Here is a 21,281-nt window from a genome sequence, read left to right as displayed (position 1 = left end):
AAGAGTTCTATGACACCCTCGGGGCAGTCCAGCAGGTGCTCGACGAGGAACCGCAGGTTCGGGAGGCCGCTCGGGAGTACCAGGACAGCGAGGCGTTCTTCTTCGTGGGGCGCGCGCTGGGGGTGCCCGTCGCCTTGGAGGGTGCGCTGAAGCTCAAAGAGATCTCGTACGACCACGCCGAGGGGTTCGCCGCAGGCGAGCTGAAACACGGGCCCCTAGCGTTAGTAACGCCCGACACGCCTGTGTTGGCCGTGTTGACCGACGGTGCCCGGGCCGACGAAACGATGAACAACGTCACCGAGGCGCAGACGCGCGGGGCGCCGGCGCTGGGATGTGTCTCGGACGGCAAGGAGTACAACACGCTGGATGTGTCCTTCGATGTGCCCGACGTCGGTATCGTCGAGCCGTTGGTGGCGAACGTCTATCTCCAGCTGTTCGCGTATCACGTGGCGGACGAGAAGGATCGGCCGATCGACAAGCCGCGGAACCTCGCGAAGAGTGTGACGGTAGAGTGAATATTCCGCTCTAGCCTCACGGAACAGATCTGTGAACATTTTATGATTCGCGATGTAGTGATTCCACACGTAGGTGGGAGCCTACTTGACAGATAGGGTCGTCATGAGCCTGATTTTCAGGAAGAATGCGTCTCGAATGCTTTGTTGAATCCGATGACGGCGTGAGGATCACTGTTTGAGAGCCTGTTCGAGGTTGTAGACTGCGGCGGTCAGCACAAGCTCGCGGAACTCGCGGTACCACGCGCGAGGGTGGACAGCGGGGCCGAACCGACGCTTGATGGCCGAAAAGGCGGTCTCGGCCATCCAGCGCTGGCCGTATAGCTCGCTGTCCAACCGTGCGTTGTGCGCGTGATCGTACGCAGCGAACAACCGATGACGCAGCAGGGGCTGGACGCCCTCTGATCGGAGGGCGTCCCGGAGCGATTGGTCATCATAGCCTTTGTCGCCGGCGAGACTCTCGATTTTCTCAGTGTTACGAAGGGCGACTCGACGGCCAGTTTGCGTGTCGTGAGGCCAGTGTGCCGAGCAGTGAAGATCGAGGATGGCACACGAGTCTGTATCGACGAGCGCCGTCGTTTTGAGCGTGCGTATGTGGCGATCCGATCGATGTTGGTAGTGTCTCGATGCCGTTTCGCGGTCAAAGAACGTGGCATCGATGGCACTGTGCGAGCCCGGATCGCAGATGGTCGCTGACTCACGAAGGAAACCGCGCCACACCGACATGGGCACCCTCTCAAACGACCGGTACAGCGTTGAGGGTGCGGGAAATGCCGTCCGCGACAGCTGTAACAGACCACGAACGCGATCCATCTCACTCGCCCAATCCACGATTTCGCGGTACGTCGCATCCATGTGAACCCGCAAAAAGTGGAGCGTGACATGCTTCCAACCGGGAAATCCGTGGCCAGTCGGATCACTCACCGCCGTTGGACTGGCGGCACAGCGCTTTTGAGCCAGCGACGCGGCTTGCTTAACGAAGCGGAAGAGGAGTTTGGACACATTCGGCTCTTCCGCTTCGCTTCCACCTTCAGAGCGACGCTATCCCGCCGCCTTCTGCGGATTCAACAGAGCAGTCTCGAATACGATCGTGACCAATTAACATCCTCCTCCGCCTTCAGGCGGCGGAATCCCGAGCGGTGGGCGTTTCAGATTCGAAACCACGGACGCCGCCACTTCACGGGAATCCGCATCCAATTCAGTCATATGATCAGTATGATGTTTTATACTCCGAGATCAGTGCCTAAATTCACACTCTCGTCTACATGCCAACCCGTCGCGGACCACAACGCAACGAGAAGATCGACAGCGGTCCCCGCGATCCCTTCTCGGAGACACGTGCGATCAGCCACCGCTCGATGGAGTTGGGCCGACGAAGGACCTGCCCACCGCCAGTTAGCCGAGAGCGATCTAGGGTGATGGTCGCGAATACCCACCGTGCGCGTCTGTGGAAAGACCTATGACCGAGTACCATCTCCGCTATTGACATGAAGGCAGTCGTACTCGCGGCCGGCGAAGGGACGCGGCTCCGCCCGCTCACCGAAGACAAGCCCAAGGGGATGGTGGAGGTCGCGGACGAGCCCCTGCTCACGCACTGTTTCGACCAGCTGATCGAGCTGGGCGCCGACGAGCTGGTCGTCGTCGTCGGCTACCTGAAGGAGGTGATTATTGATCACTACGGCGACGCGTACGAGGGCGTACCGATCACCTACGCCCACCAGCGCGAGCAGAACGGGCTGGCGCACGCGCTGTTGACCGTCGAGGAGCACATCGACGATGACTTCATGCTCATCCTCGGGGACAACATCTTCGACGCGAATCTTCAGGACGTGGTGCGGCGCCAGCGGGAGGACCGCGCTGACGCCGCGTTCCTCGTCGAGGAAGTGCCGTGGGACGAGGCGTCGCGGTACGGCGTGTGCGATACGAATCAGTACGGTGAGATTACGGACGTGGTCGAGAAGCCCGACGACCCGCCGTCGAATCTGGTGATGACCGGCTTCTACACATTTAGTCCCGCAATCTTCCACGCGTGTCACCTCGTGCAGCCGTCGAATCGCGGGGAGTACGAGATCTCGGACGCGATCGACCTGTTGATTCAGAGCGGGCGCACGATCGACGCGATCCCGCTCGACGGGTGGCGGGTCGACGTCGGGTATCCGGAGGATCGAGAGGAGGCCGAGGCGCGGTTGGAGGGGGAGTTCGAAGAGGGAGAGACGGTAGAAGCGGGAGACTGAGCCTGCACGACCCGGCGAGGTGGCCGATCGGAGGAGCGCTTTTCCGTGTCGATGGTCCGGATTGGATAATGAGCGCACGGTCGAATCGCACGTACTCACTTTGGTTCGTTCCCGGAGCAGAGACGACAGCCCACCGCCAGCTCCAAGCGACGATCACGGAGCTTGCTGAACGGTATGAGGACGCACCGATCTTCGAGCCACACGTGACGGTGATCGGCGGCATCGATGGGGAGCGTGCAGCGTTGGAGGAAACAACACGGACGCTTGCGGCTGGGACCGTATCCTTGGAATTGGCATTCGATGGCGTTCGCTGGTCGACGACACGGCACCAGTGTGTGTTCCTCCCCGTGAAACCGACACTCGAACTGATGGAGGTACGTCGGTCGGCACGGGAGGCGATCAGTGGATCGACCGCAGCGTATCACCCGCATCTCAGTCTCGTCTACAGTGAGATGGGTCTCACGGAGCGACACGACGTTGCACAGTCGATCGACACGGCGACGCTTCCGGGCAACATCACGTGTCAGGCGCTGGCGCTCGTGGACACCACGGGACCGGAGTCCGAGTGGGAGACACTCGTCTCCGTTCCTCTCTCGGGGCCGTGACACGCCGGTGGCTTCACGGGCATTGCGGTCGCGAGTTCGGGTATGCACGCGCTCATCCCCGCGGCCGGTCGTGGGACACGGCTCGGCGAGTGTACTGAAACGCAACCGAAGGGACTCGTCGAGGTCGCCGGGCAGCCCTTGTTGGCACACGTCTTCGAGACGGCCATCGATGCGGGCGCCGACGAGCTCGTCGTCGTGATCGGGTACGAAGGGGCGCAGATAGTCGATCACTTCGGCGACGCGTTCGCGGGGGTACCGATCACGTACGTCCACCAACGCGAGCGGCTCGGGTTGGGCCACGCGGTTCTTCAGGCAGAGCCGCACATCGACGGGTCGTTCTTGCTTCTGAACGGCGACGTGTTTGCAGGGAGTGTTGGACCGGCGGTTTCCGCGGCCACCAAAGAGGGCGTCGACGGTGTGCTTGCCGTCGAGGATGTGTCGACAGCGGAGGCATCGACGACGGGCGTTCTTGAGCTTGACGGGGATCGCGTGACCGGTCTCGTCGAGAAGCCCGACGACCCGCCGTCGACGCTCGTGACGACGGGGTGTTACGTGCTTCCCGCGGACGTGTTCCACGCGTGTGCGCTGGTTCAACCGTCTGCGGAGGGCGAGTACCAGTTGAGCGAAGCGGTCGGACTGTTGGTCCGAGCCGGGTACGATATCGAGACCGTCCGTCTCGGCGAGCGCGTGAACGTGAACACGCCCGCCGATGTCGAGCAGGCGGCACGGCTCGTGCGGGAGTAGTCGGGTTAGCGAGCGTCGAGATACTGTTGAACGTACGGATGTAGATCTTCGAACGGCGGACGAAAGATTCGGAAGTCACCATGTTGCTCGTCGCAGACGATCTCTGGATCGTCGCGTTCGAAGTGGCAGCGATACCCGGTCGCGAGGTAGTGTTTCGAGTCGACACCACCGACCGCAGCTGTCTCGTAGAAGTGTTCATAGGTCCCGAGACAGTCGTCGATAACGACTGATTCACCGAGTTCGTTTTTGGCCACGCGGTGGACGGCATCAGTACGAGATTCTTTTTTGAACACCCTCCCTCCGGGTACAAACCATTCTCCTTTCGCGGGATCGTTTTCACGCTTCCCGAGGAGCACGCCGCCGTCGTGTTCGATCACGAGATCGACAGAGACGAGCGGGACGTTCCGAACAATGCTTTCCCACTCATTCTGAGGAATAAAACTTGATTCGGTCATGGCTAACGTTTCGAATTCATGATTAAATACCTTTGTTAAGTCTATCAGGTAGTATTCAGATAAATCGATCTCACCTAAAAGCGAACGATCTGAGCACTCGTCAGCAGGTTCCGTTTTAGAACCTAAAACAGTGTGAGAAACTGGTCGTGCTGTGTTTTACCTCACGAAGGATATGTTCGCCACCTCTTATGCCTAAGCCTTTTTACTACGGATCTGAATCTGAGATGCGCGTTCTGTAACGTGTTTAATCATCGGTCTTTGTCCACCCCAGTACTCTTCACGCATCCTAGGACTCAGTGCTCCGTCACCCCCTCAGAAACTCCAGATAGAAAGAAAAATACCAGCCGCAGAACAAGTGACAACCAGTAAGATGGAGTTACAATCTGAACTTAATGACCGCCCCGTTTTCGTTACGGGTGCGGATGGATTTGTTGGCTCGCATCTCGTCGATACGCTCGTCGAGTACGGTGCGAATGTCCACGTGTTCGTTCGAGCCACTTCTAGCGGTGAGCTGAATAATATTCGTCATCAGCGTGAGAATATCACCGTTCACCGCGGAGATCTCCGGGACAAGCACTCGGTTGATCAGGCGCTGTCCACGTTCAAAGAGTACGATGACACGCTAATCTTCCACCTTGGAGCACAGGCTCACGTCGGCGAATCGTGGGACCGGCCATACGAGACGGTCAACACCAACGTCACCGGGACGCTGAATCTTCTCCAGTCAATCGTCGACCTCGATCTCGACATCGCGAAGTTCGATACTGCCGGTACGAGCGAAGAGTACGGGAATATCAAGGAAGAGATGGCCGAGAAACACGAGTTCCAAGACGACGGTCGGGTTATGCTCAGCGAGCGGTCGCCGGTCAATCCGACGAGCATCTACGCGACTTCTAAACTGGCCGCTGACTTCCTCACGATGAACTACAACGACGCGTACGGACTCCCCACCGTCACGACGCGGATGTTCAACAATTACGGGCCACGCCAGAACCCGCGCTACATCACCGGCACCATCATCACGCAGGCGCTGGAGCGCGACATCGTCGAACTGGGGAACCTACAGCCGAAGCGAGACATGTGTTACGTCAGCGACGGCGTTCGCGGCCACCTTCACGTGGCACTCGCCGGCAATCCCGGCGAGCAGTACGTTTACGGCTACGGCGAGAACATCTCGATGCGCGAGTGGACCGAAACGATTCTTGAGGTCGGCAGCGAGCACGGCTACTGGGACAACCCCGAGATTGTACAGGATAACGATCGATACCGCCCCGGTGACAGCGACGTCGAGGAACTCCTCGTCGGTCACGAGAAGCTCACCGAAGAAACTGGTTGGGAACCGCAGGTCTCCTGGCGTGAGGGCATCCACCAAACGATCGACTGGTACGCGAACAATAAGCAGTCGTGGTACGGACGGGTGGACTGGCGATGAGCGGGTACTGGGACGGCCGGACCGTGATGGTCACCGGCGGGGCCGGCTTCTTGGGCAGCCATCTGGTCGAGGAACTGCGAGCTCGGTCCGACGATGTCGACGTGTTCGTTCCGCGGAGCGATGAGTACGACCTCCGCGACCGTACGGACATTCGCCGCGCGTTCTCAGACTCCGGCGCCGATGTCGTCCTCCATCTGGCGGCGACAGTCGGCGGTATCGGCGCGAACCGCGAGAACCCGGGTCAGTACTTCTACGACAACGCGATCATGGGTATCGAGCTCCTGGAGATAGCTCGCCAGTTCGACGTGGACAAGTTCACGATTCTGGGGACTATTTGCTCGTATCCGAAGCACACGGAGGTGCCGTTCAGCGAGGACGACCTGTTCGACGGATATCCCGAGGAGACGAACGCGCCCTACGGTATCGCGAAGAAGGCGCTGCTCACGCAGTCGCGGGCCTACCGCAAGCAGTACGACTTCAACAGCATCTATCTGATGCCGGTGAACCTCTACGGCCCGCGCGACGACTTCGACCTGGAGACGTCACACGTCATTCCTGCGATCATTCGGAAATGTATCGAGGCACGTGAACGCGGTGATGATTCGATTACAGCATGGGGAACAGGGAAGCCGACCCGTGAGTTCCTTTACGTGAAGGATGCCGCAGATGGAATCTTAACGGCGACTGAGCGGTACGATGAGTCGGATCCGGTGAATCTTGGTAGTGGGATGGAAATATCAATCAGGTCCCTGATTGAGACAATCGCGGATTTTACGGGGTTCGAGGGGGATATCGAATGGGATACGTCGAAGCCAGATGGACAGCCTCGACGTAAGCTGGACACCTCGCGAGCTCGCGAACGGTTTGACTGGGAAGCAACGACGAGCTTCGAGACGGGACTACGTAGGACGATAGATTGGTACGAGGCGAATCGACCACTTAATAGTCGTAGTATCACTGGCTGAGGAAATGGGAGAAAATACTCCGGATGACTCTGGTGTCACTACCCTTGCCACCCAGGGCGGGATTACCTTTTTTGGCAGTATTATCGGTCGGGGCTTAGGTTTTGTCTTCACAATCGGTGTTACCAAATTAGTCTCTGCATCGACGTTCGGCGTATATTCACTTGGATTGGCGATCGTTCTCTTCACTAAATCAATCGCTGATTTGAGTGTTTATCGAGGGATTGACTATTACATCCCCCAGTATCTACTTGATGAGAATTATGATGAAGCACGGAATCTGTTCGCCACTATTTCTGTTATAGCACTTCTTGGAACCGGACTTGCAGTGATTGTCCTTTGGTCGTTTACTCCTTATTTATCCTCAATATTCGGAGAGGACCGATTGACTGCCATACTTCCAGTGCTAGCCCTTGCACTCCCGTTCCTATCTTTCCGGGACGTCACGGTTCGCATGTTTATTGCCATTAAGCAACTCCGGTATCGAGTCCTCCTAACCAATCTTCTTCTTCCTGGTGGAAAGCTATTCATTACTCTGGTCCTAATATTTGCAGGTTACAAACTACAGGGTCTAGTATTAGGTTACTTATCGTCGATAATTATAGTTGCATTTGCGGGAATCGTTTACCTACGCCGTCGAGTCAGTTGGTTGTTCAATGGTTCAATCGAAGGTGCCGAACTCAATAATTTGTTTTCGTATGCTCTCCCGCTTGTTTTCGCTGGCGTTATTCATTCTACAATCAGCCAAATAGACTTCTTCATTATAGGATATTATCCAAACACAACTTCAGAAGATCTTGCAATATACAAAGTAGCCAACCTCTTAGGTATTAACTTATTGATATTCCTAAACTCTCTGGCACCAGTTTTCAAACCAATGGTCACCGAGGTAAAACAAGACGACCAGTTGCTAAACAGCCGTTACGCTCTTGCAGCACGCTGGATACTTTTGTTCTCGTTACCCGTCGCACTGACGCTCATCTTAGCTCCAAGGACATACCTTTCGTTACTGTTCACTCGCGTATACGCTGCTGGTAGCGGCGCGTTAATCATTCTCGTACTCGGTTACTTAGTGAACTCTTCAGTAGGGCCTGAGGGGATGGTTCTTGAGGGTCTTGGGTTTACCAAATTGACTTTGGCAAACACGGCTTTGATAGTTAGTGTAAACGCGGTTCTCGACATTCTACTTATACCACGACTCGGCATTCTCGGTGCCGCAATTGGAACTGCGGTGGGAATCACATGCGGCGTTACAGCAGGAGTTCTTGAGCTCCATTACTTACGGGGACTCTTCCCCTTCGAAAAAAGGACCATCTACGTTTTCCTCTCAGGTGTGCCACCATTGTCTGTCGGATGGATTGCTACAATTTTGATTGACAGCAAATTGCTCCTTGCGGTATCCCTTCCCTTTATTATTCTTGGTACCTACCTCATCTTCCTCCGAATATTCAATGTCTTCGGTGAGGAAGATAGATTGGTCGCAGAACTCCTCGAAAAGAAAACTGGAATTGATCTGATAGGTTGGTTTATTCACTCAAAATGACTCCTCTTTTATTTATACCCGAGTGCTTCGAGTTTCTCTTTGAGGTCCTCTTCCGACGTACTCTGGGTATCTGTTGGAGGTTCGGAAACGGTGTGTCGGCGGGAGCCCTGATCAATTACTAGCCAAGGTACTTTGCACAGTTCGACAGTATGCGGGTGGCGATAGTGTTCGTAGAGCTTTCCGATGATCGGGTAGGGTTGTTCTCCGAACATCTCCCCGTGATCTGCTGAGACGACGATTCGTCCATTAATTTCGGCGAGAAGCTTATTTACTTCATCAAGGACAATGTCGAGCGTTTCACGGTATGCGCTTCTTGCTTTCTCGACATCGAGTTCGCCATTGGCAACCGCCTCGAAAAGTCTGGGTTCTTCGGACTGATTGGTTGTGTGGACTCCACCGAGATTAAATTGTTCCCGTATTTCGTCTCCTGTTGAGCCTAATGGCGGATCGTGAGGTTGCATATAATGTACTATGATTCGTTTGTTGCTGTAGTCTTCGTGGGCGCGTATCGCAGCAGTCGTGACTTCCTCTGGCCGTACGCACTTAGTTTTTGGATCCCAATTTGATAGAGGCTTATCTATAATGGCGTGAAACACATTCTCGTCGAGCATCTGAACATGGGGATTTGCAGTTACGTAGACTGTATCGTGTAATTCTCTTCCAGCGAAATTTTCTTTGATGTATTCAGGGCTGTCTGCGCCTTTAGAAATCCGGCTTTCGAGTGTTCCCGGTAAGTCATGTTGCCGTTCGAAGTCATCGTAGCGACATGCGTCTAAGAGAATTAATGTGTCCCAATCTTCGCTCATAACATCGCTTTGATTACCATGTTTTAAATAATATAAATTATTGAATATAGGGCGGAAAGCTATAGAAATAGACTCCACCCTACGCCGGGATGATAACCCCCCCTCAAACTTCGATATAAGAAACGTGGCTGATCTTGATAATAATCTCCAGAACCCATCCTTCTTGTAGATTTCAACTGCTCGATCTAATGGTGGCACGTAAACAACCTCTCGAGTAAAGTTTGTACTCTTGGTGACTTTATATTATCGCTCATCCGTAGGAGATTGTTGATACTGCTGAGCGGTCGCTGTAGAGTCAAAGAGGACAAGGGCACCGCTGACGCGGTGCCCGACACGAATGATTCCGCTCGATATGTTTGGGTCGGAATCGATCGCAGCGGACCTGTTGTAGCAGGTCCGCTGGCGTGACGGTGTTACTTGTCCTCGCTGCCGTTCTGACAGGACGGTCAGAAACGGCAGCTACAGGGAGTTTCAGCGGTACCTCTGTAAGAATTGCGACCGCACGTTCAACGACAAGACCGGCACGATCTTCGCTCACTCGAAGATTGCACTCCGCCGGTGGTTGTTCACGATCTACGCGTTCCTTCGGTTCAACACGAGTCTTAGACAGCTAAAGTGCGAAATCGAGGTGACTCACAAGACGACCCACCGGCGCATCGAGCGCTCTGGCGAAGCGCTCGATGCGCCTTCCCTCGATCTCGTTGGGCCGGTCGAAATCGACGAAGTGTACGTCTCTGCTGGAAAGAAAGGCCGCGAGCGCGACGGACCGTCGTGCTCGCGTGGTCTATCCACACGAGGACGTGGTTCGTACGATGGCGACAAACCACCCGTGTTCATTCTCGCTGATCGAGGAACTGGACAGCGGTACGTGATCCCTGCGAAAGCCGCCGACGAATCGACGATTCGGCTCCTGATGGCCGATCGCAAAGAGGAGTCGCTCACCGTCTATACCGACGGCTTTCGAGCATACGAACCGCTCGACGAGGACGACGCATTCGACCGCGAATACGTCGTCCACGGCGATGGTGAATACGCTGATGACGAAGTACACGTCAACACCTGCGAGAGCCACGCGTCGCTGACGCCACGGTGGCTCTTGCCGCATCGAGGCATCTCAAAAGACCGCCTCACACAGTACCTTCGAGCGTTCCAACTTAGACGAGAACTCTACCGCAAACCCGGACGAAAAGCGCTCAAACACGCCGTCAAAGCCACTCTCTGAAATCAACAATATGCTACACAAGAGCGTTCAGTAGGTGGTTGTGTTCGCGGACTGTCGGCCGCTACTCGTCTATTCTCGAAGTGTCTATGGACAAAACCGCCCGCCTCAACAGTGGTAGCGGCGCGATCGAGTTAGATTCAGTACCTCACAAAATCGTCTGTTAGCGTGACCTGAGCCACCTGTTCTGTTGTGGTGAGTCGTCGATCGCGGTTGAGCAACGCTGATCGAAGGCGGAGCTGTCGCTGTCGGCGGCTGCTGCCGCCGACGCGACAGCGTTGCCACTTGCGAAGACGGTTGCTCGGTTAGTGACTACCGGGAGACGGCGACACCGCCAGCGTGTATCGTTTGTTCCGTACGTGTGCGTAGAGTGTCGCATACGCGTGGAACGCGGTGGTACCACGCTTCGCTTCCGAGTGGTAGAGGGCATCTGTGTCGTCTTCATCACCGTAGTAGGGCCGCAGGTGGAGGTCTGCGCAGACCTCCACCTGCTCGGGTAGCAGTTCGACGATGTCTCGTCAAAGAAGTGTTAGCGACTCGTTCGAGCTGTTCCAGCTCGAACTTTGTCGGAGATGGTAGAGGATGGCGTTCGCAGAGGGTGAGTCCTCGCTGGAGTTGCACAGAGTGGAAACCGAGGTTCCGTCGGCGGTCGCGCCGACGAGGACCTCGTAGATGTCCTCCGCGTTCAGTTCAGCGTTGTTGGCAAGGTCGAGAGAAACTTCCTCCTCAACCGGCTTGACGAGGAAGTTAAAGAGTTGGTCCTCGTGGATTTCACTGTCTGCTTGCTGCTGTTTGCTAGGCACATTCGCAGCAAGCAGACGTTCTATCTAACCGGCTTTGTGAAGTACTTAGATTTGCTTTCAGGACGAAATGGGAAGGGTCGGGTAGGGTCACCGTCGTCGGCTGTCTCTATAGGGGGTTCGCTATTGAAAAAGTTAGATGTTGGTGGCTTTCTGAGATGGCGGCAGTGCTGGGATCGTTGTGAGCAATAGACCGGAGTGACATTACCGACTTCTGACAGAAGGGCTACATATTATCAGTGAGAACTATTACGGGTTTAGGGAGGCTCCCGAACGATTCCATACGATACCCACTCCACCGTTATCATATATTTGGTTTGCTGAGTAGACGCTGTCCGATAACCACTCTTCTCCAACAAATACGGTTGGCTCTGAAATTCCTTCCGGATAATTGGGTTCCAAAGGATGATTAGTCCAGTTGGACCGATAGATGAGATAGCTACTATCTGTCTTAATACCTTCTTCACCAATAGCTGGTGCAGCGTCTATCTGTGATTTCTCGACGCCAAATAGAGTTCTCAAAGATATATCAACTAACCTTAATGTCGTGGCTGGTCCGGCTATATTTTCAGTAATGTGGCCAGATGCTGATTGTAACTGTGAATATTCTTGCTGATTAAAAGATACTTGTTCCTCAATACCGGGATTGATGTGTTGCTGGTCATCAGCTACTGCAACAGGACTAACCACTCCTATAATGAGGAGTAACGCGATTGCTTGCTTGGGCGACACAGATCTTGCATGCACAACTCCAACTCCAGCCACGAGCAGAAGAAACAGTATCCAGGGATAGGCGAACCGACTCGAAATACCGAGTGGCGTCGGGAAAATAATGATGGAGCCAACAATAGACGTAATAACAAAGGGAAGTAATGTCCAATCTTGTCTTTCAAGTGTGTAACGGATGCCAAGAAATAAGAATGCCAAAATTATCGTGGATAGGATTAGTTGGGGTGTGATGAGCGAAAACACCAAATTTGGTTCAGCAGGAGGTGTGCCGAAAATATAGGTTGATATGGTTGGCTGAGTTTGTGGGGTAATTATACCAAAGGTTAAGCGGATTTGTAGTTGTGCAAGGCGAAAAAATACTGGAATGAAAACCCCAAGAAAACTCCAATAGGTGATAGGGATTAAAAACATCAAATATAGAAAAATCGAATTGTTCTCACTTGGCTCGCCATATCTAAGTAGTGCCTCTACCAGGACCACGACGCTGAGTGGAACAAGAAGTAGTATCACCGTCAGATGATGAGATATAGTCAATGTAAATAATATTATCAGGCCAAGAATTGTCGATCTTTGTGAGATTTTTGCGGTAAAAGGGTGTGATTGGTACCCTATAAGTAGAACACACGTTGTTAATACTACGGCCAGAGATTGCGGGATGAAATAATTACCGAAGAAAAGAACGAACCACGATGTGGCTGATAAGTATGAGATCAAGTAGGAAGTTCTATTATTAGACATAAGACGATTTGAGAACAAGAACATTAACAGAACAACCGCGCAAGTCGCTATAATTCCCACCATCATAATTGTAGTATGTGAATTAAGGCCACTAACTAACGACACAATTGCCATTTCAATGTGATATCCTGGAAAGACTCGGTAGAGAGAATTAATTGAATTTATTCCTCCAGTGGATAGAATTTTATTAGTGATTCCGACGTGACTAATAATATCTCTATCGCCAAAATAAAAAAATGTTGATATATATTTCCGAATTAGAATTATCGCTACAATAAGGATCGGTGGTACAATTGCTAGCTTATTGTCTTCTTGGACATATGTAGTGGATATAAATGAAATTGTGAGTAAAAGGGAACATAAGACTGTCGCCACCACTCCATAACTAGTAAAATAAATAATTGGTAGGCAAAGTAAGAACACACTAATCTGAAAACGAGTGTCGGCAAGTTTGTATCTTCTTAATTTCTTTGAGATATTGTGGGCGGTATTTCGTTCAATAGACCAAAGTACCGAAATAGATATCACAAGCGAAAAAAGAATGTACAATCCTCCGATTATTATATCAATAGGGAAGCGGTTAGATAATTTGGCAAGAATTAATACATATGATAAACCAAAGGCTAGGAGAAGTTTAGAGTAATGCCCTCGTAATTTTTCGGCAGTTACAGAGCCTTGCATGATTATAGATACCTATCAAGCTATTTAAACATATATTTTTGATAGGTGCTTAACATCCTTTCCGTAGTTATGCTCCGTTTAAATTGGACTGTATTAAACCTTCTCCAATCTAGTTTAGGGAATTATGGATACTGCTGAGCGGTCACTGTGACGCTCTTCAGTAGACTGGCGGAACCAGGAGTATTAGTGCCTCTGGCCGGGCAGAAACGGACATACATGAGGACCGCCCTGCCTTCGGCCAGAGGCTAGCGGAACTTGCGGAACTGGGCGTAATAGAATTTCGGCCTGAGCCGCTCGACGCCATCGTTGAGCGGCGTCTCAAGACGGTCTGGGAGGAACGCTCCTGTCCACACTGTAGTGCAAACAGTCTCCACGCCCTCAACGGATCGGACCGCATCTGGTGTGGCCGCTGTGACTGGAAAACTACGTACACGCGGGGGACACCGTTCTACGATTCGGAACTCACCCCCGGTGAGTTCCTCATCGCCTTCATTCTCTACGCCGATACGCTCCTCAGCATCACCCAGATCGTAGCCCTTCTCTCGCCGTGCTACACGACGCTTCACGACCAACTCAGAGAGTTTGAGGCTGCGTTCTGTCACGGCTTTCCGACTGTCTGGGAGATGCGCTCCCAGACAGTCGATGGACCAACACAGGTCGATGAAACACAGCAGGTGTGCCTTGTTTAGACGCGGTAGAACACTATTGTGAGACCTTGACGGCTTGCTCAATGTTTCTGACGGCGGACTTTAGGACGAGGTCTCTGAACTGCCCAAACCACGTTCTGGCCCGCAACGTCTCTTTCGAGGTCTTGTTTCCGCGTGCAAACAGTGTTGAGATCCGACAGCTCGTCCACCGAAAACCCAAGTTTAGCGGAGATTCGAGGCATTTCCTGAAGGATATCGAGCAACCGCCGGTACGGTTGGTCGAGATACTCACGAAGACAGTGAATCGCAACGATCACCCAGTCAGCGTAACCACCGTCACCCTTCTGGAGCGGTGGCTGAGGCTCACCGACGACAGATTTTTGAGATAAATCGACGCATTTGCTGGTGAAGCGGGCGAGTTGGGTGGGCATACTCGACTCGTTCCCGCTCAGTCACTCATAATCCTCGGCAACAGCGTCTCTCGCTAGCGTCTAAACACGGCCCAGCAGGTGTGTTCGGGCTTCAAAGGCCAAGACCCGCCGCGGGAGGGACTCGACCGCGGCTGGTCCCCCGAGGGCGGACGCACCCGCTGGACAGGGAAGTAAGGGGACGAACTGACGCTCGTCGCGGCTTGCCGCGACGTGCTTCGCGTGGTGTCAGCCCAAGAGGGAAGCGACTACGAGGACGATCTCGGCCCAGTTATCGAGGAGGCCGACGACCTCTCCCAGCCGCTGGGAGAGGTCTGGACTGATGGATTACCAGCCTACCAAGGCATGGAGCACGATCACCGATACGTCATCCACGACGAGAGATACGTTTCCAACGATGGCGTCCACACGAACCAGGCAGAGTGTCTCTGGTCGCTGCTCCAGCCGTGGTTGGCGAAGTTCCGCGGCCTCTCCAAGCAGGGCTTGGAGCAGGCCGCTCGTACCTACGGATTTCTCCGCTCACTGAACCTTACTGAGGCACCGATCCACGGGCTGGTTGATTGTATCGCCGTCAATGTGTTCCGCTAGATTACCGAAGAGCGTGGATTGCTGAGTGGTATAGTCAGATTCATATTGGCGAAGCGGAATATTAAATAATATGGAGATCCTACTATTTGATCAAAATACGGGTGGGCACCATGCAGAATATGCAGGGCGATTGTTGAATTCACTATCTGAATTCGGGATAGATGCAGATATTCTGGCGTCAAAGGATAGTAGAGTATCAGATTTTGTAATGGATTCTGACATTATTTGGGCTAAAGGAGAATCTGAGCAGAATCTAAGACAGCTATTCGACACAGCATTTGAAAGAAAGTACGACGCGGTCCATATTCTATACCTTGATGATATAATCGAAACGATTGATTCACTTAAAAATCCCAATATTCATTCTATACCAGTAATAGCAACACTTAACGGCAGCTTCTTTAACCACTTTTTTCTAAATGAAGTAAACGCCTCAGTTCTTCATTACGGTCCATCACTTTCTTCGGCTGTTCCCCGCGGGGTTGGTTTTAGTACCGCTCTAAAGGAGTATTATCTTCAGCGAATAGTTCGGGAAGGGAAGATAAATAATATACTTGTCCATTCTTATGAGGGGAAAAAATACATAGAGAAGTTCATCAATAGTGACCTGATATCCCCCATTCCAGATCCAGTGAAAGTGATAGATCATAATATATCCAGAAAGGAAGCAAGAGAACTGATTGGTGTGGATGAAGAAGGCATTCAGTTATTATTTTTTGGCGAGTTAAGAAAAAACAAAGGAGTAAAGTTCTTACTTAAGTCTCTAAGGGCCTATGAGGGACCTCGGTTCCGTCTCTTGATTGCTGGAAGCCCAGCTGACGTTGAACGTGCAGAACTTGAGAGTCTGATTAACTCCATCCATCTTCCCGTCGTAGAGCGGCTGAAATATATAGAGGAATCGCAAATACCATACTACTTCCTGGCTTCCGATGGTGTTCTAATTCCGTATAAACAAGAATTTGGTTCGCGGCGAACTAGTGGTGTATTCCAAAAGGCGTGTGGCTACGGTCGACCAGTCATTGCGTCAGACTTTGGCGTAATCGGTCGGCAAACTAAGCAATACGATGCTGGGCCGACGTTTGAGCCGGGATCGACTCCCGACCTCAATAAAACAATTGCGGATTTTGTTAAAAATGAGAATCAAATGTATGACCAGCAGAGCCTTGAGGAATTTGGTCGTGAACATTCCTTCGAGCAACTTTCGGAAACGCTATCCAAAATATACCGAACAGTACGTTGAACGAGTTCTATTCTCTCGATCTGAGTGTTGAGATTTTGATTCCATCGTGTTAGTTCTACCTCGATAAAGTGCCGGATGAGTATTTTTTTGCCGGCATAATTGCTTCGGATTTTCTTTTAGCGTGATGTAGAGACAATTTCAGTACCTCACAAAGCCGGTTAGTTAGAACGTCTGCTTGCTGCGAATGTGCCTAACAAACAGTGGCGACGCCCCGCCGAGGCGGGCGTCGCCTCTGGTGGTGGCCATACAAGGAGTTCGAGAATATGGTTCGACGGGCCGCGTGGACGGCCCTCGCGGTGCGTCGGGCCGTCCCCGCGAACCGGCCACCTGACGACCGGTTCTACCGGTAGTCACTGACCGAGCAAGTGTCTCGCAAGTGGCAACGCTGTCGCGTCGGCGGCTGACCGCCGCCGACAGCGACAGCTCCGCCTTCGATCAGCGTTGCTCAACCGTTACCGACGACTCATCACAACAGGACAGCTGACTCAAGTCAGGCTAACTGGTGATGCTTTGTGAGGTACTGAATTTCAACGATCTAATCGAACAGGCCGCCGGCCACAGTCTACTCTACCTTACTTACGAGAGCGGCTCAACTGACGTGCGTACAACACCCAAGATGACTCTGACTGGTCGTGGAACTACGATCCAACGGCCGATAGAATTACTTCGGTTACGGCTGTACGCTGGTCACGAGCGCGAACAATGTCCCAGCTGCCGCAGCCTTCACAGACCGTATAGAGTATCATAGATTCTCGCCATGACATTTGTTTTTACTATCTCCATCGAATCAACGATGAAAACCTGCCTGTAATAGTGGGCAGAAGATTCTATTGATTTGGGGTCACTTTATTATCCACTGGCCGTGAAGAGGCTGCCATGTCGTCTCATCAGGACGTTATTTGGATTTCTCTGGAAAGCGTTGGAGCCAAACACACCTCGTTACACGGTGATCTTCAAACGACGCCTCGTTTAGAACAACTCGCTGAGGAACACGACGGTGTTGTCTTCGAAAGATGCTTCTCAGCATCGATGTGGACTCCTCCCTCAACCGCGTCGATTCTTACAGGTACAAGGATGTCTACGCACAATATCGGGCTCAATGGCCACGGCAACCGGTCAGTGCCGAGCACCTTGGCGACGGTTCCAGAACTTCTCCAACAAGAGGGTTACCGGACAATGTGTACATCGCCGAACCCCTACATCAGTAGCGCTACAGGACTTGATCGAGGCTTCGATGACTTCTATCAGTTTTCTAAGTCCAAACTCTGGAAGACTGTACATCCAATCGATCTTTTCGGGTACCTTCGTCGACTCCACTCCATAGGGCCCGGCCTTAATCTCGATTATCGAAAGCACAACCTCTCCTGGTTTCTCGTAAATCGATTGCGCCGATGGCTCAATGAAACGGACGGTCCGCGTTTTGTCTATTCCCACGTCGGGAATCCACATCACCCATACTGCCCACCATTAGCGTTCCGAGAGCAGTTCGCTGATGAAGTTGCCACAACGGTTTCGGAGGCTATTGATGACTCGTTTTCCGTCTTCGGCGAAGCCAGCCGCATTAAGAAAGCGATAGCGACCGGAGATTTCGACGCCGCGACGCTCCAAAATTTAGAGGCGATGTATCACGGCGAGATCTACTATGCGGATTATCTCGTTGGCAAGTTACTTGAGGAAGTTTTGGAAGAGTTGTCTGACACAATTGTTGTAGTGACAGCTGACCACGGCGATTGCTTTGGTGAACAGGGTGTCCTCGGCCACAACTTGGTGCTTGATGACGCGTTGACTCACGTCCCAGCTGTTGTATTCGGGTTAGACTCAATCAAGGATTCATCGAAAACAACTAGCCATATTGACCTAATGCGAACCGTACTGAATGAGATCGGTGTCAATCATGAGCAGTTTGAGGGGACAGACCTTAGGTTTGGGACACCTGAGTTTGCGGTCAGCCAACGCGGCCGTGCTCACTTCGAAGGCTATCTGGAACACAACGCCGAGTTTGAAACCTCCAAATACCACAAATCACCACTGACGGCGGTCCGAACATCGGAATATAAATTGTTGTATTCAGATGAGCGGGTTGAGCTATTTGAACTTCCGGACGAGCGGTCTGATGTTTCAGCGAGTCAGGGGGAAAAAACCAAATCTCTCAAACAAATTGCAAGAGAGTTCCACTTCGAGGACGATGCAGACGAATCTGTCAAATTCAGGTTTGATAACGACCTCACACAACAATTAGAAGACCTCGGCTATATCTAACTAGAATTCGACAGAAAGAACAATATAGAAATCGTCAGTATTCGGGTAGTACAGAGATAATCAATGGACTTGCTCCGTTGAACGCCGACGCCGTCTGCGGATCGTATCGCTGATTTCACGGGATTTGGACGCCGTCTGGCGATATGGGACGTCTCAAGACCCTCGCACAGACGTTTCACGAATTCGCCACGAACCGTGTTGAACAACCAGACGTACCCGTTGTCGCCGTCAGCGACAGCGGGTACGCCAAGTCCACCAAAATCGCGCTCCTTCTGCTCAAAGAGGAGATCAACAAGCCGCTTCGGAGGCTCGAAGACTATCTCAACGAGATGCCGGGAATTCTCGGTGTGTTTGATCTTGAGGCATCTCTGGATTACACATCTTTCAGCGTCTGGGACGATGAATTCCCGATGAAAGAACTGCGCCGCCTGCTCCGTGCCTCGGCGGAGCAGGCGGAGCTCTCAGGCACCCGTCGATCGACGCCAGGGGCTTTCAGCGTGATCAAGCCAGCTCACACTACCGGAATCGGGTCGGTTACTCGTTCAACGCGATGAAAACGACGCTGCTTGTTGACACGGATTCTCTTGCTATCATGGACGCTCATTTCACGACGAAGAAAGCCTATGACGGCCATATCGGGCTGCAGGTCTTTCGGCGGAACGCCGAAGACCTGCAAGCGTTGCTGGCCGACAAGATGTACTCGTGGAGTAATCTCCGTGAAGCTTGCCGTGACAGGTCTACACGACCAGGATCAAACACTGCGAGCAAAACGCACTCAAGAAAGCCCACAACGCCAGAATTGACGATGATGTCTACAACCAGCGGTCAATGAGTGAGACCGTGTTTGCGATGCTAAAAGACGACGGCGACGAGATCCGCTCCCGGAGCTGGCACGGCCAGTTCCGGGAGCTCACACGGAAGTGTATCGTCCATAACCTCGAGCAGGCGGCGAGTTAGAGCTCGCCGCCTGCTCTCCTTCTCCGAATATATCCGAGAGAGGCATCGCCATCGTCCACCTCATGCTTTATCTGGTATCTTGTGAAACTGATGCTTTGGTCGCCGCATAATTCCGCTCGAATCAAATCGCCCGATCTGAGAATCTACAGCTAAAGCGCCGCTACCGGTAGAAGATCGAATATCAAAAATCCGATGTTGGCGCCGTCTTGCGTTCAACACGGCATCCATCTAGAGATATCCAAATCACAATACCACGGTTCAACATCAATTTGTATAATGTTCATACGGGCAAACTCCAGACGGCAAAGTATAATTCTTATCATCAATCTTGATGGTATTCAGTTTAGAATGATGAATAGAAGATGAGCATGATAAGTATGCTCTATGACGAAGTTATTCGTTCACTGGAATCCATATGGCTTTTATTTAATGTTTTTGAACGAAAGTTGTACATTTATAAACTACTACAACTGCCACAGACTCAATCAGGTGCTCGATGAAAAGACGCTAATCGAGGATATACAGAACTAAACAGTGCCCCTTACTCAATTGTTGGATAAATTGTTACTTTATGGCCTGTGAGTAACAATCTGTGGTAAGCTCCGCCATACGACTCCAACTGAACCGTTTAGCTCTCTGGAAGTTAGCATCTCCGGCTGATTTTAGGTCGCTTTCTAGTGCACATTCTATTGCTTCCACCAGTTTGTCGGGATTATCGTTCTCGTAAAGGAATCCTCCCCTCTCAGAGATTATGTCCGGAAGGCAACCTAACCGGGGGGAAACGATCGGAACCCCAAACGACATAGCGAGCACAGCACTCCCCGACGTGAGGACCTTATTGAATCCAAGTACCATCGCATCTGCTGCACGGAGATAGTACTGTATCTCGTCTTCGGGTATGAACCGTAGATCGGTGATTATTCGGTTGCAATTGTTTTCGCGGGCAAGTACTTCTTCCTCTATCTCTTCTGTTTCTGGACTGCCTGCAATTAAAAAGAGCGCGTCCTCGTCACTAACTCCACTGAAGTTTCGAATTAACCACGTTACACGTTTGTACTCTCGGATTTTACCGAAGTGTAGAAATACGGTCTTGTCACGGTCTATTTCGAGTTCCGTGCGGGCCTGTTTCTCGGAAACAGTATCGGGATAGAGGTTAATATAGTTGGCATGGGGTATTACATCAACCTTGCTTTCTTCACACCCGAATTTTTCCTGGACTAGATTCACTGCCGAGGAACAATGAACAATTATCCGATTGAAGATGTAGGATGAATACACCGACTTGATGAATTCCTCCCACATAGGATTTCTTTGTTCGTGTTCCGCCAAGTTATGAACAGTCCAAACTAGTTTGATCCCGAGTACTCTAGCGATTATGGCACAAAGTCCGAAGACAGTCGACTTCAGGATAGTCGTCACCATTGAGTTCCCGATAAGGTACGTAGAAAGCCAGTGAATGTGAATAATGTCTGGAATCCCATTCTCCAAAATACCCTTTACGAAACTGATTGGATAACCCCCCTCAATCCAAACATTATGGCCCGAGTCCCGTAACGATTCCACCAGCGAGCTCTGATATGGGTTCTCCTCACTCCGGGGCATAAAGAGCACGTTAAATTCCGTAGAGTTCATATTCACAGATGATCGTGACTTAGTCATCATTCGTTTTTAGGTTTCCGTTATATTATTGTGACGTACCTTG

Annotated in this window: 14 protein-coding genes and 7 pseudogenes; 14 read left to right on the top strand and 7 right to left on the bottom strand. The window is 52.0% G+C overall.

Annotated elements, in window-relative coordinates; genetic code table 11:
* Positions 1-515, top strand: a 515-nt coding sequence (locus DJ70_RS10920) for an SIS domain-containing protein (RefSeq protein WP_143421005.1), incomplete at its 5' end; no start/stop codon positions are given.
* 168 nt (positions 516-683) lie between these two features.
* Here DJ70_RS10920 and DJ70_RS10915 read toward each other — a convergent pair.
* Complete coding sequence (locus tag DJ70_RS10915; protein WP_094532922.1) at positions 684-1,514, bottom strand: IS5 family transposase; 831 nt, start codon at positions 1,512-1,514, stop codon at positions 684-686.
* 485 nt (positions 1,515-1,999) lie between these two features.
* On the opposite strand from DJ70_RS10915, the gene aglF reads away from it, so the two are divergent.
* From aglF to DJ70_RS10900, 3 genes are all read left to right on the top strand, one after another.
* Complete coding sequence (aglF, locus tag DJ70_RS10910) at positions 2,000-2,746, top strand: UTP--glucose-1-phosphate uridylyltransferase AglF (RefSeq protein WP_094532920.1); 747 nt, start codon at positions 2,000-2,002, stop codon at positions 2,744-2,746.
* 68 nt (positions 2,747-2,814) lie between these two features.
* Entirely contained in the window at positions 2,815-3,351 is a 537-nt protein-coding gene (locus tag DJ70_RS10905) for a 2'-5' RNA ligase family protein (protein ID WP_094532918.1), read from the top strand.
* A 42-nt stretch (positions 3,352-3,393) separates the two neighbouring features.
* Positions 3,394-4,095: a sugar phosphate nucleotidyltransferase gene (locus DJ70_RS10900; protein WP_094532916.1), complete on the top strand. Its 702-nt coding sequence runs from the start codon at positions 3,394-3,396 to the stop codon at positions 4,093-4,095.
* 5 nt (positions 4,096-4,100) lie between these two features.
* On the opposite strand, the gene DJ70_RS10895 is transcribed toward DJ70_RS10900, so the two are convergent.
* Entirely contained in the window at positions 4,101-4,550 is a 450-nt protein-coding gene (locus tag DJ70_RS10895) for a GDP-mannose mannosyl hydrolase (protein ID WP_094532914.1), read from the bottom strand.
* Positions 4,551-4,905: 355 nt separating this feature from the next.
* Between DJ70_RS10895 and DJ70_RS10890 the strand changes: the two genes are divergently transcribed.
* The 3 genes from DJ70_RS10890 to DJ70_RS10880 are packed head-to-tail and all read left to right on the top strand — an operon-like array spanning position 4,906 to position 8,487.
* The gene (locus tag DJ70_RS10890) at positions 4,906-5,982 is read left to right on the top strand and encodes a GDP-mannose 4,6-dehydratase (protein WP_245810819.1); all 1,077 of its coding nucleotides are present in this window, start codon (positions 4,906-4,908) and stop codon (positions 5,980-5,982) included.
* Positions 5,979-6,947 (top strand): GDP-L-fucose synthase family protein, encoded by a 969-nt coding sequence (locus DJ70_RS10885; RefSeq protein WP_094532910.1) that lies wholly within the window; start codon positions 5,979-5,981, stop codon positions 6,945-6,947. The genes DJ70_RS10890 and DJ70_RS10885 overlap by 4 nt, the downstream gene beginning before the upstream one ends.
* 4 nt (positions 6,948-6,951) lie before the next feature.
* Positions 6,952-8,487 carry an oligosaccharide flippase family protein gene (locus DJ70_RS10880; RefSeq protein ID WP_094532908.1) on the top strand — a complete coding sequence of 512 codons (1,536 nt, stop codon included), beginning with the start codon at positions 6,952-6,954 and terminating at the stop codon, positions 8,485-8,487.
* Positions 8,488-8,495: 8 nt separating this feature from the next.
* On the opposite strand, the gene DJ70_RS16940 is transcribed toward DJ70_RS10880, so the two are convergent.
* Entirely contained in the window at positions 8,496-9,491 is a 996-nt protein-coding gene (locus DJ70_RS16940; protein ID WP_143421004.1) for a hypothetical protein, read from the bottom strand.
* A gap of 139 nt (positions 9,492-9,630) precedes the next feature.
* Between DJ70_RS16940 and DJ70_RS10875 the strand changes: the two are divergent.
* Positions 9,631-10,515: pseudogene (locus DJ70_RS10875) on the top strand (IS1595 family transposase).
* A gap of 326 nt (positions 10,516-10,841) precedes the next feature.
* Here the strand turns inward: DJ70_RS10875 and DJ70_RS10870 are convergent.
* Both DJ70_RS10870 and DJ70_RS16935 read right to left on the bottom strand, forming a co-directional pair.
* Positions 10,842-11,315: pseudogene (locus tag DJ70_RS10870) on the bottom strand (ISH3 family transposase); the annotation flags it as partial.
* A 246-nt stretch (positions 11,316-11,561) separates the two neighbouring features.
* Positions 11,562-13,460 (bottom strand): hypothetical protein, encoded by a 1,899-nt coding sequence (locus tag DJ70_RS16935; RefSeq protein WP_143421003.1) that lies wholly within the window; start codon positions 13,458-13,460, stop codon positions 11,562-11,564.
* Positions 13,461-13,672: 212 nt separating this feature from the next.
* Between DJ70_RS16935 and DJ70_RS18115 the strand changes: the two are divergent.
* Positions 13,673-14,140: pseudogene (locus tag DJ70_RS18115) on the top strand (IS1595 family transposase); the annotation flags it as partial.
* Between the two features lie 122 nt (positions 14,141-14,262).
* Here DJ70_RS18115 and DJ70_RS10860 read toward each other — a convergent pair.
* A pseudogene (locus DJ70_RS10860) lies at positions 14,263-14,538 on the bottom strand (IS5/IS1182 family transposase); the annotation flags it as partial.
* A 72-nt stretch (positions 14,539-14,610) separates the two neighbouring features.
* Between DJ70_RS10860 and DJ70_RS10855 the strand changes: the two are divergent.
* The 5 genes and pseudogenes from DJ70_RS10855 to DJ70_RS10835 form a co-directional block, all read left to right on the top strand.
* Positions 14,611-15,123, top strand: a pseudogene (locus DJ70_RS10855) (IS1595 family transposase); the annotation flags it as partial.
* Between the two features lie 70 nt (positions 15,124-15,193).
* Positions 15,194-16,363, top strand: coding sequence for a glycosyltransferase (locus DJ70_RS10850; RefSeq protein WP_094532906.1), 1,170 nt, complete (start codon positions 15,194-15,196; stop codon positions 16,361-16,363).
* A gap of 200 nt (positions 16,364-16,563) precedes the next feature.
* Positions 16,564-16,713 (top strand): annotated as a pseudogene (locus tag DJ70_RS10845) (ISH3 family transposase); the annotation flags it as partial.
* A gap of 526 nt (positions 16,714-17,239) precedes the next feature.
* A complete protein-coding gene (locus DJ70_RS10840; protein ID WP_094532904.1) occupies positions 17,240-18,622 on the top strand; it encodes a sulfatase-like hydrolase/transferase in 1,383 nt (460 codons plus the stop codon).
* 143 nt (positions 18,623-18,765) lie between these two features.
* Positions 18,766-19,579, top strand: a pseudogene (locus DJ70_RS10835) (IS5 family transposase).
* 564 nt (positions 19,580-20,143) lie between these two features.
* Here the strand turns inward: DJ70_RS10835 and DJ70_RS10830 are convergent.
* Positions 20,144-21,211, bottom strand: a complete 1,068-nt coding sequence (locus DJ70_RS10830) for a glycosyltransferase family 4 protein (protein ID WP_179234038.1) — start codon at positions 21,209-21,211, stop codon at positions 20,144-20,146.
* Between the last annotated feature and the right edge of the window lie 70 nt (positions 21,212-21,281).

The sequence above is a fragment of the Halorubrum halodurans genome (assembly GCF_002252985.1).
Taxonomy (GTDB): Archaea; Halobacteriota; Halobacteria; order Halobacteriales; family Haloferacaceae; genus Halorubrum; species Halorubrum halodurans.
The sequence above is the reverse complement of the archived record's forward strand: the minus strand, read 5'-3'. Positions and strand labels throughout refer to the sequence as shown.

Excerpts from the sequence above, each read along its gene's own strand:
- aglF (WP_094532920.1), top strand. The coding sequence starts at position 2,000 with ATGAAGGCAGTCGTACTCGCGGCCGGCGAAGGGACGCGGCTCCGCCCG.
- DJ70_RS10905 (WP_094532918.1), top strand. The coding sequence starts at position 2,815 with ATGAGCGCACGGTCGAATCGCACGTACTCACTTTGGTTCGTTCCCGGA.
- DJ70_RS10900 (WP_094532916.1), top strand. The coding sequence starts at position 3,394 with ATGCACGCGCTCATCCCCGCGGCCGGTCGTGGGACACGGCTCGGCGAG.
- DJ70_RS10895 (WP_094532914.1), bottom strand. The coding sequence starts at position 4,550 with ATGACCGAATCAAGTTTTATTCCTCAGAATGAGTGGGAAAGCATTGTT.
- DJ70_RS10885 (WP_094532910.1), top strand. The coding sequence starts at position 5,979 with ATGAGCGGGTACTGGGACGGCCGGACCGTGATGGTCACCGGCGGGGCC.
- DJ70_RS10880 (WP_094532908.1), top strand. The coding sequence starts at position 6,952 with ATGGGAGAAAATACTCCGGATGACTCTGGTGTCACTACCCTTGCCACC.
- DJ70_RS16935 (WP_143421003.1), bottom strand. The coding sequence starts at position 13,460 with ATGCAAGGCTCTGTAACTGCCGAAAAATTACGAGGGCATTACTCTAAA.
- DJ70_RS10850 (WP_094532906.1), top strand. The coding sequence starts at position 15,194 with ATGGAGATCCTACTATTTGATCAAAATACGGGTGGGCACCATGCAGAA.
- DJ70_RS10840 (WP_094532904.1), top strand. The coding sequence starts at position 17,240 with ATGTCGTCTCATCAGGACGTTATTTGGATTTCTCTGGAAAGCGTTGGA.
- DJ70_RS10830 (WP_179234038.1), bottom strand. The coding sequence starts at position 21,211 with ATGAACTCTACGGAATTTAACGTGCTCTTTATGCCCCGGAGTGAGGAG.